Source organism: Acidobacteriota bacterium, from assembly GCA_020853395.1.
Taxonomy (GTDB): domain Bacteria; phylum Acidobacteriota; class Vicinamibacteria; order Vicinamibacterales; family SCN-69-37; genus JADYYY01.
Genome location: JADYYY010000015.1, coordinates 133,238 through 147,527, shown reverse-complemented (window position 1 = coordinate 147,527; position 14,290 = coordinate 133,238). Strand labels below are relative to the sequence as shown.

Below are 14,290 nucleotides of genomic sequence, written 5' to 3'. Positions count from 1 at the left end.
GGGGACGGCGAGCGCGCTGACGATCGCTCGAATGGCGGTCAGGAGCCGGCCGCGAGCGCGGCGCTCGCGTGCGACACGGCCGCCCGGACGCGCCAGCTCGCACACGCCGGGCGGCCCGACGCTCTCGGGGCGTTGCACGATCGGTCGCCGGCCGGGACCCGACATCCGTGCGAGACGGCCAGGCTCGAACATCGGTACCGGGACGACAAGGAGGCTCATGAAACCCGCAACGCGCGCGCTGCTCGATGACAGCCACCCGGGTGTGGATCGCCGATCGTTCTTCCGAACGCTCGGGCTCGGCGCCTCCGCCGCGATGGCGCTGACCGGCGAGGCCGCCGCGGCGGCGCGCGCCGACTTCGTGCAGGCGAACGTGAACCGCGCATCCGAGCCGTCGGCGCTGAAGATCACCGACCTGCGCGTCGCCGTCGTCACCGGCGCGCCCTTCACGGTGCCGATCATCAGGATCGACACCAATCAAGGGCTGGTCGGCTGGGGTGAGGTGCGCGATGGCGGCAACGAGCGCTACGCGCTCATGCTCAAGAGCCGGATCGTCGGCGAGAACCCCTGCAACGTCGACAAGGTGTTCCGGAAGATCAAGCAGTTCGGCGCGCCGGCGCGGCAGGCCGGCGGCGTGTGCGGGATCGAGATGGCGCTGATGGACCTCGCAGGCAAGGCCTGGGGTGTGCCGTGCTGGCAGATGCTCGGCGGCCGCTTCCGCGATCGCGTGCGGCTCTACGCCGACACGACGAGTGAGGCCGATCCGAAGCAACAGGCGGCCCGGCTCAAGGAGCGGATGGACCGCGGCATCACCTTCCTGAAACAGGACTTCGGCATCGGGCTGATGCAGAAGGTGCCCGGCACGCTGTCCTATCCGGCCGGCACGAGCCTCGGCCAGGGTGCCCAGGTGATGCACCCGTTCACCGGCATCGAGATCACCGACAAGGGGCTGGCCTGGCTGTCGGACTGGGTGGGCACGCTCCGCGAGATCATCGGCTGGGAGATCCCGCTGTCCACCGACCACTACGGCCACATCGGCGTCAACAGTTGCATCAAGCTGGCGCGCACGATGGAGAAGTGGAACCTCGCCTGGATGGAGGACATGGTGCCCTGGCAGTTCGGCGATCTCGTCAAGCAGATCAAGGAGTCGACGACGACGCCGATCCTGACGGGCGAGGACATCTACCTGAAAGAGGACTTCGCCAAGCTCATCGACATGGGCGCCGTCGACATGATCCACCCGGATCTCGCGAGCTCCGGCGGCCTCATCGAGACGAAGAAGATCGGCGACTACGCGATGGAGCACGGCGTCGCGATGGCCATGCACTCGGCCGGCACGCCGATCAGCCTGATGGCGAGCGTGCACACAGCCGCTGCCACCGAGAACTTCGTCGCGCTCGAGCACCACTCGCTCGACGTGCCGTGGTGGAATTCGATGGTCACCGTGCTCGGCGGCGGCTCGCTGTTCGATCGGGGCTTCGCGGTGCCGCCGAACGCGCCGGGGCTCGGCCTCGACGTCAACCTCGACGTCGTGCAGCAGCACCTGCGGCCTGACTCCGGCCTGTTCCGCCCGACGCCGGAGTGGGACACCGTGCCGTCCAACGATCGGCTCTGGAGCTGAACGAACGCCGACGCTGGCGGCTCGAAATACCAGACGCCCATCCGTGGTCCTGGAGGCATTGATGATCGGTCGAACGCGCTTCGTGCTCGCGCTCTCCCTCGTCGCCTTCGCGCTGGGCGCGATGCCGAAGGCACAACTCTTCTCGTTGAACCGCGAGCAGATGATCGAATGGAGCGCGCAGAATCCCTACGAGCGCTTCCCGGATGGCCGGCCGAAGGTGCCGGACTGGCTGGTCGAGCGCGCGCGCGGCCTCTCTGCCGAAGAGGTGCTGGCCGTGCTGCCGGGCAAGAACTTCCGCAACCAGTTCGCGAACGGCTTCCAGGTGCTCCACCCGGGCCGCAAGCTGGTCGGCCGGGCCTTCACGGTGCAGTTCATGCCGGTGCGGCCCGACCTCGACGCGATCGTCAACGCCAACGCGAAGGCCCTCGGCGTCGGGCGGATGAACAACCAGGTCGCCATCGACATGCTCCAGCCCGGCGACGTCCTCGTCGTCGATCTCTTCGGCATGGACGAGAACGGCACGATCGTCGGCGACAACCTGTTCTACTACGTCATGAAGGCGACGGGCGGCGCCGGCCTCGTCGTCGACGGTGCGATCCGGGATCTCGAAGGCATCCGCACCATGGACATGCCGGCCTATTTCCGGACGGCGCACCCGACACCCATCGGCAACGTGATGCTCACCGGCATCAACGTGCCGGTGCGCATCGGGAAGACCACGGTGATGCCGGGCGATCTCGTCTTCGGCGACGCCGAGGGCGTCTACTTCATCCCGCCGGCACTCGTCGAGCCGGTGCTCGACGGCGCCGACGTGATCCACGTGCACGACGAGTGGACGCGCAAGAAGTTCGATGAAGGCCGCTACAGATCGCGCGAGATCTACGGGACGCCCAGCGACCCGGCGCTCAAAGCCGAGTACGACGCCTACCTGAAGAAGCGGCTCGAGGAGATTCGGGCGACGTACCCGAAGAAATAGCTCGACGGATTCTGCCGATCGCCGCGGCCGCTCAGCGGACGAGCCGCTCGTCGAGTAGCTCGTAGAGGCTCACGACGTCAACGTCGCCGGCGTGCCGCGCGAGCTGGGCGGCGCAGGCCGGGTCTTCGGTCACGATTCGGCCAACCCCAGCGGCCCTCGCGTCGCCGAGGCGGGCTTCGGCGAGCGCACGGCTGACCTCCGGGTGCGTGTACTCGAGCCCTCCGATCGCGCCGCACGGATGCGCGCGGCGCTCTCGCCAGAAGAGCTCGCGCGCGTTTCGAGCGCCCAGCGCGGCGCCGGCGAGCGCACGTGGCGACTCCGGGTCGTGCCGTACCCGCGGCGCGTGGCAGGGATCGTGATAGCCGAACGGCACGTCGTCGTCGATCGGCGTGAACGTGAGACGTCCCTCGGCGTGCGCGCGCGCGAGCACCGTCGCGACCTCGAGCGCGTGCACGCCGTCCGGCCACGTCACGCCGAGGCGGCGCGGGTAGACGTAGTCGAACGTCCAGCGGTCCGCGGCTGAAAGGACGAGCAGATCGTGTGCGCCGGCCGTTTGCACGTCGTCCACGACCTCGCGCGCGAGCGACCGCGCCAGGCTCGTGAGCCCGACGCTGCTCGCGAGCAACCCCGACGAGCGGCCGCGCGCGACCACGACCACGTCATCGATGCCGGCGGCGGCCAGCAGGCGAACGGCGGCGTCGATCGCGGCGGGCCGCAGCGCGGATGCGACGTCGCCGGCGAAGAGCGCGGTGCGCCCGACGCTGCCGCCCCGCTTGGGCGCCGCCTCCACGTAGGCGTTGCCATAGCGCTGCAGGCGGCCGGCCAGTTCCTGGATGCCGGCCGGCGCGTCGCCGGCGGCAACGACCTCGGCGCGCGCCTGGACGATGGCGTCGGGCAGCGGCTGGCCGGTGACGCAATGCGTCTGGCACAGGCCGCAGTCCGCGCAGGCGAACAGCACGTCGACGCTGTCGGCCGTCCACGCAATCTGACCGCGGCGGACCGATTCGATCGTGAGCGCCCACGCGTGCGGCGTGTGTGTCTCTTGCGCCGTCACGCGGCCGACTGGACACACGTGACGGCACATCCAGCAGTAGCGGCAGAGCTCGGTGGTCCGCTGCGTTCCGGCCGCCGACGTGTGGCTCACGACGGGCGCTCCTCGAACCCGACCTTGCCGGGGTTCATGATGCCGTGCGGATCGATGGTCTGTTTGATCGCCTCGAGCAGAGGCCAAGCCGCCCCGTACTGCGCGCGCATGAAGCGGCTCAGCTTCAACCCGACGCCGTGGTGTTCGTTGATCATGCCACCGTGGCGCAGCGAGGTCTCCACCGCCGCGTCCCACAGCCGGTCGTGCAGCGCCCGCGCCTCGCGCGGGTCGGCGGGCGCGGCCCGCAGCACGAAGCGATCGTACAGACTGGCGCCCCACGGAAACCAGTGCGAGAAGTGCGCGATGTACTCGACGCCGAGATGGCCGAAGCCCTCCTCGATGGCAGCCTTCTTCGCGTGATAGATGGCCTCGATTCGATCGAACGTCGCCACGGTCTCGACCGTGCCGTACATCGCCGGCAGATGCAGCGACAGCGGCGGGTAGTAGAAGTCGTACCGGTGGTTCCACCAGCGCTCGCCCGGCTCCCGCCCGAGGTCGCGGCCGCCCAGCTCGTCGCAGATCGCCATGGCGCGGGCTTCCTGCGCGGCGGCGATCTCGCGCCAGCCGTCGAAGCCGACGATCATGTAGGCGCCGCTCAGCTCGTACCCGAGCACGCGCTTCACGAGCGACGCCGTGGAATGAGGGTCGTACATCCGGATGACCAGCGGGTCGAGCCGGTCGACCATCATCCGGCGCCCAGCTTCGAGCCCGGTCGCGACGTCCTTGAACAGGATCGCGCGGAACAGCCGCACCTCTGGCAGCTTCGTCACGCGCATCGTGGCTTCGGTGATGATCCCGAAGGTGCCTTCAGATCCCAGGAACAGGCGCATGAAGTCCGGCCCCGACGCATGGTTCGGCACCGGCGGCGTCCGGATGACCCGCCCATCGGGCAGCACGGCCTCGAGGCTCATGACCAGATCCTCGGCCTTGCCGTACTTGGTGCTGATCGTTCCCGATCCGCGCGGTGCGAGATACCCGCCGAGGGTCGCGCAGTTGGCGGACGCCGGGTAGTGCGGCAGCGTGAGCCCGCGCTCGTTCAGCGCCCATTCGAGCTCCGTCCCGTTCACGCCCGCCTGCGCCGTGACGTAGAGCGACCGCTCGTTGATCTCGAGAATCCGATTCAGGCGCTTCACGTCCACGACGATCCCGTGGTGGATGGGCAGCGCGCCCCCCTGCGTGCCGGAGCCGCCGCCCCACGGAACGACCGGAATGCGGTGGGCGTGCGCGAGCGCCAGGACGCCGCTGATCTCCGCGACCGATGCGGGAAAGACCACGGCGTCCGGCTGGGGCATGCGCTCGCCGCGGTCGAGCCACATCTGCGGCAGCCAGTACGAGTCCACCGAGTAGATCAGCCGGTGCGTCTCGCGCGTGGACACGCGATCGGCGCCGACGACCCGCTCGAGCGACCGGAGAACGTCAGGAGACAGGCTCATCGGATCGGCGCGGCGTCGATCTTCAGACCCGGTCCCTGAACTCCCGCGTGTGCACGCGCGTCTCGACGTCGAGCAGCGCGGCCACCGCGCGCGCGATGTGCTCCGAGTAGCGGCGGAACGCTTCCTCGCCCTTCTCCTTCGTCGCGCGCTCAGGGTTGCCGATGACGCCCGTGTGCGTGAACTCGTGATGGTCCATGGGGAACGTGAAGTAGCTGTAGCCCTCGAACTGGATGTCGGGCGCGCCGTCCTTCTTGCCGAACTTCTTCGGCAGCCAGGCCGGGATCTGCGTGAGCGTCTTGACCGCGCGATCCATCCGCACCAGCCGCGCGTCGTTGGCGAGCATCTGCGAGGTCTCCAGCTCGCTCGAGTGCCATCCCGGGGTCTCGTCGGCGGGATTCTCCATGAGCCCTTCGAGCAGACCCACGTACCGCTCCATGTACGGGTTGCACCAGCCGATCAGCGCCCCCGTGTCGTACCGCAGCTTCCGCAGCACCTGGTCGATCACCTTCACGTTCGAGCCGTGACCGTTGATGAAGATGATCTTGTTGAAGCCATGGTGGATCAGGCTGCGGGCGACGTCGTGGATGATCGCCTGCAGCGTGGAGGCGCGCACCGTGATGGTGCCGCGCCCCTCGCCGGGCCCGGCCATGTGCTGGGGCGAGTAGCCCGTCCAGATGACCGGGGTGTGCAGCATGTTGTTGATCTTCGCCACGCGCGATGCGACCTGCACCGCCGTGACGGTGTCGGTCGACAGCGGCAGGTGCGGCCCGTGCTGCTCGGTGCTCGCGATCGGCACGAGCACGAGGTCGCACACCTTCAGGTACTCCTGGACGTCGGGGTAGGCGAGATCCGCCATGTTGTTCGACGTCAGCGTGATCGGAATCGGGACGGTCATGAGCGCGTGTCCTTTGCGGCTGATCGGTGCAGAAGGGTGAGGAACTCGTCGGCGACGAGATCGGCGAACTCCGAGGTGTTGACGTGGAGCGCGTGCGTGCGGATCGGGATGTCGGTCCGCAGCGCGCCGCGCAGCGCCGCGAGGAACCGGGCATCGGCGTCGGGGTCCCAGAACACGCCGCCCGGAACCGACGGAATCGACAGGCCGGCCGTCGGCACGACGACGCACAGCGGGCCGATCGCCTCGTTGAGCCGCTCGGCGAACACGCGGCCGAGCTGCGCCATCTCGTCGGGCTGCGTGCGCACGAGCGTGAACTCGGGATTGTGCGTGTAGATCGGACGGCCGGCGAGCGCGGCGGGCACCGCCTCGGGCCTGCCGTGCACCGAGAAATCGATGCAGCCGGGCACGACGACCTGTGGCAGCCCCAGGCGGCCGACCGTTCGCAGGCGGTCCGGTCCGGCCGCGTGAAATCCGCCGACCAGCTCGTCGGCCAGCTCGTCGGTCGTGAAATCGATCACGCCGGCGAAGAGCCCGTCGGCGGCCAGCTCTTCCATCGCGGGCCCGCCGACGCCGTTCGAGTGAAAGATGACGGACTCGATCCCGTGCGCGAGCAGCCGATCCCGGATCCGCATCACGGCCGTCGTCGTGTTCCCCAGCATCGTGATCGCCACGCGCCGGCGGCCGTCCCGCATCTCGAGCGCGTGACCGTGCTGCGCCATGCCGGCGAGCGCCGCCGCCACGTTGTCGAACACCGCGCGGCTGATCGGGTTCAGGCCGAGGATGTCGATCACCGAGTGGACGACGATCACGTCCTTCGTGCCGACGAGCGGCCCGAACCGCCGATGCCCCGAGGCAATCGGGGTGACGATGATCTTCGGCACGCCGATGGGAAGCCCCATCATCGCGCTCGCGCCGAGGACGGCGCCTTCCGCGCCGCCCAGTGCGGCCGCGCCGTGCAGCCGCCCCTCTTTGTAGAGATCGAGCGCCAGCTTCCGCAGGCCGGGCAGCATGCCGTGGACGGCCTTGCCGCGCGTACCGGCCTGGCGCAAGGCGTCGATCGTGGTGCCGGCCAGCGTCGCGACCTCGGCGCGCGTGACGTCCGGAACGATGTCGAGCGGCTCGCCGAGAATCCCCGAGTCCGCCACGATGGGCTCGACGCCGAGCGCCCGCACACGATCGCGCACGTACGCGACCTCGGGCCCTTTCGTGTCGAGCGTGCCGATCAAGAGCACGTGCTTCATACGGGTACGACTGGCTCGTCGGAGACGCCGGGTCCGCGGAGCGCTCGGACGCTCGCCTGGCGTTTCCTCAATCCAACGTCAGCGTCCGGCACCGACCGCCTGCACCGATTGACCGGACGTGCGGCAGGCGAACCGGACCGAGAGCTGCCTGATGGCAGGTTCGAGGCACGCGCTGACGCCGGGTCAGAACGACCGAGGATCCGGCACGACGGACCGTCACATGCTCTGCCTGAGATGATCGATCGTCTCCTGCACGAGCCACGTGTAGAACTCGTCGGAGAGCGCGCCGGTGCCATGGTCGACCATGAACTTCCACTCCTCGGGCGTCATGTCGGGTCGCGGGCCGGCCTCGAGCATGTTCTTGTACGGATTCGCCGGCGTCCGGTCGATTGGCGCGACGAACTCGACGGTCAGCGCGCCGTCGTACCCGATCTCGCGCAGCGTCGCGATGATCCTCTTCCAGTCGAGCGCGCCCATCCCGCACGCCATGCGGTTGTTGTCGGCCACGTGAAAGTCGACGAGCCGGCCCTTCGCGTTCCTGATCGCCTGGAAGAAGTCTTTCTCCTCGATGTTCATGTGGAATGCATCGAGGCAGATGCCGCAGTCGGGCGCCACGGCATCGGCCAGGCACAGCGCCTGATCGTGCCGGCTGACGAAGTACGTCTCGAAGCGGTTCAGCGGCTCGATCGCGATCCGGACGCCTTCGCGCTTGCCGTGCTCGTAGCACTGCTTGAGGCTGTCGACGGCCCACCGCCATTCCTCGTCCGGCCCGGCGTCCGCCACGACCTTCCCGACGGTGCCGGGCACGATCGTGATCTCCTCGCCGCCGAGCTCCTTGACCATCGTGATCGTGTCCTTCACGTACTTCACCGACATGGCGCGCTGCCGTTCATCCGCTGCGAGCAGGTTGCGGTCGCCGAGCATCAGCGTGACCGAGCCCCAGCACGTGAGGCCGTGCCGCTCGAGCAGCCCTCGGACTTCCCTGGTGTCGTACTTCTCGGGCTCGCCGCTGATCTCGATCGCGTCGTACCCGCACTTCGCCAGCCGCTCGATCGTCGCTTCGATCGGCTCGGCCCGCATCCAGTTGTGCATCGCCACGCGCATGGGCACTCCCTCCGTCGCTTACAGCGTCTTCAGCCAGATGTTCCTGAACTCCACCTTCATCGGGTCACCGACGTGGAGCTGCAGGCCGATCAGGCCCTTCATCGCGCGCCCCACCGGATCGTCGTCGACGAAGAGCGCCGTGACGTGGCCGTTCAGCACGTGAACCAGCACGTTGCCTCGCGCAACCACGTGGAACTGGTTCCAGTCGTTCTGCCTGATGTAGGCCTTGAGCGCGTCGCCGTTCTCGAGGGCGCCGATCGGACCGCGTACGCCTGCGGGCGTCGCGCTCCCGCGCGCTTGCGCCGTGCCAGGCGCCGGCTGGCCGGGGCCGACGTAGCCGAACGTGCCACGCGGCGCCAGGAACGCGCGCCCGCGCTCCTCGTACAGCATGCCGGTGTACTGGTTGTTGAAGTCGATGTCGGCCTGATACCCCTTCAGCACCCATCGGCCGACGTCGGTCAGCGCGACACTGCGGTACTGCACGCCACTGTTCGTGGCGTTGATCCTGAACTCGAGCTTCAGTTCGAAATCGGCTGGCTCGCCGCCGCGCCAGACGATGAAGGTATTCACCTCGAGCGGATGCTCCTTCGTGGTCTCGCCGACGATGGCGCCGTTTTCGACACGCCAGAACTCCGGGTTGCCATCCCACTGGCCCATCGTCCGCCCGTCGAAGATCTCGCGGAAGCCGGTCCGATCCTCGAACGGGACGGGAGCGCCGCCCGGAGGGCCGCCACGGCCCTGAGCCGACACCGCACTGCCGACCTGCGCGATCGCGATCGAAGCACCGAGCGCCGCCGCGATCGTGACGGCTGCCGTCCAGCCCCCTCCACGCGCTACAGATCTCATGCTGTCCTCCCGATCGAAGTTCATCCCAAGGCCCGATCGAGGCTCGTCCCCGGCCCGGTCGAAGTCCGTCCCAAGGAAGGATCGACCCGCCATCGTCACGCATCTTCACCGGCGTCGCAAGCGTCTGATGGAGCGTCGCGGAGCATAGCACGCGGGTTCCGGGATTAAGATGGCGGCCGATGACCCGCGCGCTCGCCGCCGCTCGGCCGTGCCGCGCCTGAAGCTTGCCGACCTGGGGCCCGGGCTGCTCTTGGCCGCCACGGGCGTCGGCGTCGGCGACATGGTGTCGTCCACCATCGCCGGGGCGGAGTACGGCCTCGCCCTGCTCTGGGCACTCGCCGCGGGCGTCGCGATCAAGTTCGCGATCACCGAAGGGCTCGCCCGATGGCAGCTCGCCACCGGGCTGACGCTGCTGGAAGGCTGGCGAGAGGTCCTGCCGCGCGGGCTGCCCTTCGCGTTCCTCGTGTACTTCGTCGTCTGGAGCTACGCCGTGTCGAGCGCGCTCGTGGCCGCCAGCACGCTCGTGCCGGCCGCGCTCGTGCCGGGCGTGCCCGTGCCGATCTGGGGCGTCTTGCACGCGGTCGTGGCGTTCACGCTCGTGTACTTCGGCCGCTACGATCGTTTCCTCGGGATCATCAAGACGTTCGTGCTGCTCAAGTTCGCCGCGGTCGTCGCGGCTGCACTGCTCATCGCGTTCCGATCCGGCGCCGAGTGGTCGCCGCTGGGAACGCGTGCCCTGGTGTCGCCGGCCTACGTGCTGTCGCTCATCGGCGGCGTGGGCGGCACCGTCACGTTGCTGTCCTACGGCTACTGGATGCGCGAAGCGCGGTGGACGGGCACGCAGCGGCTGGGGTCGGCGCGTGCGGATCTCGCCGTCTCGTTCGGCCTGGTCTTCGTGTTCTGCGTCTCGATCCTGTTCATCGCGGCGCACGTGACCTGGGACGCGGCCGTGCTCGACGAAGGGCCTCGTCTCTGCCTGCTTCTCGCCGACAGGATCGGACGGGAAACCGGTCCGGTCGGCCGCGGGATCTTCCTTGCCGGCTTCTGGGGCGTCGCCTACGCCTCGGTGCTCGGCGTCTGGCATGGCGTGCCATTCCTGTTCGACGACTGGCTGCACCGGTGGCGAGGCCAGGCGCCCGCCGGACAGCAGGGCCGTGCGTATCGTCTCTGGGCCGCCTACCTGACGCTCGCGTCGATCTCGGCGCTCGTCATCGGGCGGCCCGTCTGGATCATCTTCGTCTACACGCTCATCGGATCGCTGTTCTTCCCGTTCGTGATCGCCACGCTCCTCTGGCTGAACAACTCGACGCGCATGCCGGCGCGCGCGCGGAACGGCTGGATCGGCAATCTCCTGCTCGGCGCGTCGCTCGTCCTCTTCGGATGGCTTGCCGTTGACGCGCTCCTCCTGCCGTAGGGCTCGCCCGCGTCGCAGCGTTTCGGCCGGCCTCAGCGACGCGGGGCGGCCGGCTGACGTGCCGGCTCGGCCGGTCGCCGGCTTCGAACGTTCTGGTCCTACACCACCAGCAACGCCCGAAGCCGGTCGGCCTGGCGCGAGCTACTGACGCCCGCGGGCGGGCGGAGCTGCTGGCGGTGCCGCACCACGCCGTCCCGTGCCCGGCCGGCCCCAGAAGATGTAGTTGCCTCGATTCGTGGCGGCCATCACGTCCGCGGCGCCGTCCCGGTTCAGGTCAGCCGTGGAGATCATCGATCCGACGCCGGACCGGTTGTGGATCAGCTCGGGAACGAACTCCGCCCCGCCGGGCGCCTTGGGATTGCGCACCGTGCGATACCAGTACAGCACCGCGGGCGAGTAGGCGTCCGGGTCGTACGTGCTCTCGAGGTGTGCCCAGTGCCGCTTGCCGGTGACGATGTCCTTGATGCCGTCGCCGTCGATGTCGGCGGCCGTGAGCGCGTGCAGCTCGCTGAACGTCACGCCCCCGGCGTTCTTCGACGCGAAGTCGTTCATGATGACGTGCTCGACCCACGTGATCTTCCCGGCCGCGTCGCGCTTCTGCTCGTACCACGCGAGGCCGAAGCCGTGAGCCGCCAGCGCGGTCACGATGTCGGGAAGCTTGTCGCCGTTCACGTCCCAGACCTCGAACTCGCCGCCCGCGTTGCCCGCGCGGCCGAACGCCGCCTGGTGGAACGTCCAGGGCGTCTGGGTCGCGCCGCCCGCCGGCTGCTCCCACCAGCCGTGGGGCGCGATGAGATCGACGCGGCCGTCGCCGTTCACGTCGCCGGCGCCGACGCCGTGGATGCTGGAACCCGGAGGTCCGGGCGTCGATACGGCATAGGCCTTCCAAGGGCCGGTCGGGTTCGCCTTGTCCGACGTCGCCCACTGCACCGTGCCGCTGCCCGAGTAGATGGCGTCCGGCACCTTGTCGCCGTCGACGTCCTTGAAGCTCATCACCTCGGAGATGACCTGCGGGAACACCGCATAGCGCGTCCACCGGCGTGCTTCGCCCTTCGGATTCACGTAGAGCGCGGGCGCCCGCGACTCGGCGACGAGGATGTCGTCCCATCCGTCGCCGGTGTAGTCGAACGCGAAGTTCACCATCGCGGGCGTGTACTCCTTCGCCGGGTTGAACGGCTGCGCCAGGTAGAGCTCGCGCGACTCGGAGAAGGACGGCCCGAGGTAGTAGCGATTGCCGGCCGTGACGTCCAGCACGCCGTCGTGATTGAAATCGCCGGCGGCCATCGACCAGCCGTAGTAGAAGTCCTCGATCTTCTGCGCGCGGAAGCGCGGCGAGACGGTCTCGGGCGGCGTGATCCGGCGGTTCAGATCCTTGAGCTCGAGGTCCTTGAACCGCACCTCGCCGGTGCCGGCGACGTGCAGCGCGATCGGACCGAACCCGCTCGAGCCGCTGGTCGCCACGCCGTTGACCGAGCCCGGCGCGTTCACCGCCAGGCGCAGAACGTCAGCCTCGAGGATGATCTCGACCTTGTTCCAGTCGTTCGGACGGAAGTCGGACGAGGGCGTCGGCGGAAACATCGACACGAACGGCGGTGGCGCCGCACCGCCCGGCGCACCGGCACGCCCGCCGCCTCCAGCACGTGCGGCCGGCGCCGGCGCGGGCGGCGGCGCAATCCTAATCGTGTTGATGGAGCCGGTCAGCGGCGTCCGGCTCGTAATCCGCCCCTGCGCATCCACCGCGACCGCCATCGCTCCGCGCTCGCCGCCGGCGAGCACCGAGTACAGCCCCTGCAGTCCCGATGCGCCCTTCTCGCTGCGCACCATGACGCCCGCCGTGCAGTCGCCGGCGCAGCGGAACGACGCCGCGAACTGGACGTCCTGGTAGCCCCGGTCGAGCACCAGCCATCCGCCATCAGGGCTCGTCGGCGTGCCGACGATCTCCCCCTTTTCGATGCGCCACGTCGCGGCCCCGATCTGCTGCAGGCCGTTCACCGTCGTCGCCGTGAAGCGCGCGTCCGGCGAGAAGCGGCCGTTGACCTGTCCCTGCAATGCGATCGGTGCCGCGGCCGCGAGCGCGGCCACCGCGATCAGTCCCCAATGCTGTCGTGCCATGCGAGCCTCCTCCGGCTTCAGCATCCGCTGTCGAGCTACTGGCCCGGCACGGCCGGCAATCCGGCCAGCGCGAGCGCAAGATCGGCCTCGTCGTACGACTGGTCCACGAGCTTGCCCGCGAAGTAGTCGGCGTAGGCCTGCATGTCGAAATGGCCGTGGCCGCAGAGATTGAACAGGATGGCGCGCGACACGCCTTCCTCGCGGCAGCGGATCGCCTCGTCGGTCGCGCCGCGCACCGCGTGGTTCGCTTCCGGCGCGGGCACGATGCCTTCGGCGCGCGCGAACTGGACGCCGGCCTCGAAGCACTCGAGCTGGCGCGGCGCGCGCGCTTCGATCAGATCCAGTGCCTTCAGGTGCGACACGAGCGGAGCCATGCCGTGGTAGCGCAGGCCGCCCGCGTGGAAGCCGGGCGGCACGAACGCCGATCCGAGCGTGTGCATCTTCGCGAGCGGCGTCATCCCGGCGGTGTCGCCGAAGTCGTAGGCGTACTTGCCGCGCGTCAGGCTCGGGCAGGCGGCCGGCTCCACGGCGACGACCCGAGGCCGCGGCCCGCCGCGCAGGCCGGCGCCGATGAACGGAAAGGCCACGCCGGCGAAGTTCGAACCGCCGCCGGTGCAGCCGACGACGACGTCCGGGTAGTCGTCGGCCAGGCCGAACTGCGCGATCGCCTCGACGCCGATGATCGTCTGGTGCAGCAGCACGTGATTCAACACCGAGCCGAGGGCGTAGTTCGTGTCGCCGCGGCTGGCGGCCACCTCGACCGCCTCCGAGATCGCGATCCCGAGGCTGCCGGGACTCTGCGGCGTCTTCTGGAGCACCGCGCGCCCGAACGTCGTCTCGTTCGACGGGCTCGCGACGCAACGCGCGCCGAACGTCTCCATGAACGTCCGCCGGTACGGCTTCTGATCGAACGACACGCGCACCATGAAGACCTGCACGTCGATGCCGAACAGCGCTCCCGCAAACGCCAGCGACGATCCCCACTGCCCCGCGCCGGTCTCGGTGACGATGCGCGAGATGCCGGCCTGCTTGTTGTAGAACGCCTGTGGAACGGCCGTGTTCGGCTTGTGGCTGCCGGCGGGGCTGACGCCTTCGTACTTGTAGTAGATGCGCGCCGGCGTTTGGAGCGCGCGCTCCAGACGGCGCGCGCGGAACAGCGGCGACGGCCGCCACTGGCGGTAGACCTCGCGGACCGGCTCCGGAATCTCGATCTCACGCTCGGTCGCGACCTCCTGCATGATGAGCGACATCGGAAACAGCGGTGCGAGGTCGTCCGGCCCGAGCGGCTGGAGCGTGCCGGGGTGCAGCACCGGCGGCAGAGGCGCCGGAAGATCGGCGGCGATGTTGTACCAGTGGGTGGGAATCTGCGACTCGTCGAGCACGTACTTGATGCTGTCGGGCATGAGACCTCTGGACCGTGAATGCGTCCGTGCCGGGATCGATCGACGACGACCGGCGCGAGCGTGCACGCCTCGCGCGGCGTGCAACCGGAACGTTACCGCTGCGT

The 14,290-nt window shown here is 69.2% G+C and carries 11 protein-coding genes; 3 read left to right on the top strand and 8 right to left on the bottom strand.

Annotation, left to right across the window (positions count from 1 at the left end):
* Window positions 1-217 precede the first annotated feature (217 nt).
* Together IT184_14610 and IT184_14605 are read left to right on the top strand one after the other, a co-directional pair.
* Window positions 218-1,618, top strand: a complete 1,401-nt coding sequence (locus IT184_14610; GenBank protein ID MCC7010036.1) for a mandelate racemase/muconate lactonizing enzyme family protein — start codon at window positions 218-220, stop codon at window positions 1,616-1,618.
* A gap of 61 nt (window positions 1,619-1,679) precedes the next feature.
* Window positions 1,680-2,594 carry a dimethylmenaquinone methyltransferase gene (locus IT184_14605; protein MCC7010035.1) on the top strand — a complete coding sequence of 305 codons (915 nt, stop codon included), beginning with the start codon at window positions 1,680-1,682 and terminating at the stop codon, window positions 2,592-2,594.
* Between the two features lie 31 nt (window positions 2,595-2,625).
* On the opposite strand, the gene IT184_14600 is transcribed toward IT184_14605, so the two are convergent.
* From IT184_14600 to IT184_14575, 6 genes are all read right to left on the bottom strand, one after another.
* Window positions 2,626-3,738, bottom strand: coding sequence for a (Fe-S)-binding protein (locus tag IT184_14600; protein ID MCC7010034.1), 1,113 nt, complete (start codon window positions 3,736-3,738; stop codon window positions 2,626-2,628).
* Complete coding sequence (locus tag IT184_14595; protein ID MCC7010033.1) at window positions 3,735-5,171, bottom strand: FAD-binding oxidoreductase; 1,437 nt, start codon at window positions 5,169-5,171, stop codon at window positions 3,735-3,737. Before IT184_14595 ends, IT184_14600 begins: the two co-directional genes overlap by 4 nt.
* A 22-nt stretch (window positions 5,172-5,193) precedes the next feature.
* Window positions 5,194-6,066 carry a creatininase family protein gene (locus IT184_14590; GenBank protein MCC7010032.1) on the bottom strand — a complete coding sequence of 291 codons (873 nt, stop codon included), beginning with the start codon at window positions 6,064-6,066 and terminating at the stop codon, window positions 5,194-5,196.
* Complete coding sequence (locus IT184_14585; GenBank protein MCC7010031.1) at window positions 6,063-7,307, bottom strand: Tm-1-like ATP-binding domain-containing protein; 1,245 nt, start codon at window positions 7,305-7,307, stop codon at window positions 6,063-6,065. The genes IT184_14590 and IT184_14585 overlap by 4 nt, the downstream gene beginning before the upstream one ends.
* Window positions 7,308-7,523: 216 nt before the next feature.
* A complete protein-coding gene (locus tag IT184_14580; protein ID MCC7010030.1) occupies window positions 7,524-8,411 on the bottom strand; it encodes a sugar phosphate isomerase/epimerase in 888 nt (295 codons plus the stop codon).
* 18 nt (window positions 8,412-8,429) lie between these two features.
* Window positions 8,430-9,257, bottom strand: coding sequence for a DUF1080 domain-containing protein (locus tag IT184_14575; GenBank protein MCC7010029.1), 828 nt, complete (start codon window positions 9,255-9,257; stop codon window positions 8,430-8,432).
* Between the two features lie 208 nt (window positions 9,258-9,465).
* Here IT184_14575 and IT184_14570 point away from each other — a divergent pair, with 208 nt between their 5' ends.
* Complete coding sequence (locus tag IT184_14570; protein ID MCC7010028.1) at window positions 9,466-10,671, top strand: Nramp family divalent metal transporter; 1,206 nt, start codon at window positions 9,466-9,468, stop codon at window positions 10,669-10,671.
* Between the two features lie 141 nt (window positions 10,672-10,812).
* Here the strand turns inward: IT184_14570 and IT184_14565 are convergent, their stop codons facing one another.
* Complete coding sequence (locus tag IT184_14565) at window positions 10,813-12,783, bottom strand: VCBS repeat-containing protein (GenBank protein ID MCC7010027.1); 1,971 nt, start codon at window positions 12,781-12,783, stop codon at window positions 10,813-10,815.
* Between the two features lie 35 nt (window positions 12,784-12,818).
* Entirely contained in the window at window positions 12,819-14,186 is a 1,368-nt protein-coding gene (locus IT184_14560; GenBank protein MCC7010026.1) for a TrpB-like pyridoxal phosphate-dependent enzyme, read from the bottom strand.
* Window positions 14,187-14,290 lie beyond the last annotated feature (104 nt).

Excerpts from the sequence above, each read along its gene's own strand:
- IT184_14565 (MCC7010027.1), bottom strand. The coding sequence starts at position 12,783 with ATGGCACGACAGCATTGGGGACTGATCGCGGTGGCCGCGCTCGCGGCC.
- IT184_14595 (MCC7010033.1), bottom strand. The coding sequence starts at position 5,171 with ATGAGCCTGTCTCCTGACGTTCTCCGGTCGCTCGAGCGGGTCGTCGGC.
- IT184_14590 (MCC7010032.1), bottom strand. The coding sequence starts at position 6,066 with ATGACCGTCCCGATTCCGATCACGCTGACGTCGAACAACATGGCGGAT.
- IT184_14560 (MCC7010026.1), bottom strand. The coding sequence starts at position 14,186 with ATGCCCGACAGCATCAAGTACGTGCTCGACGAGTCGCAGATTCCCACC.
- IT184_14610 (MCC7010036.1), top strand. The coding sequence starts at position 218 with ATGAAACCCGCAACGCGCGCGCTGCTCGATGACAGCCACCCGGGTGTG.
- IT184_14605 (MCC7010035.1), top strand. The coding sequence starts at position 1,680 with ATGATCGGTCGAACGCGCTTCGTGCTCGCGCTCTCCCTCGTCGCCTTC.
- IT184_14575 (MCC7010029.1), bottom strand. The coding sequence starts at position 9,257 with ATGAGATCTGTAGCGCGTGGAGGGGGCTGGACGGCAGCCGTCACGATC.
- IT184_14585 (MCC7010031.1), bottom strand. The coding sequence starts at position 7,307 with ATGAAGCACGTGCTCTTGATCGGCACGCTCGACACGAAAGGGCCCGAG.
- IT184_14580 (MCC7010030.1), bottom strand. The coding sequence starts at position 8,411 with ATGCGCGTGGCGATGCACAACTGGATGCGGGCCGAGCCGATCGAAGCG.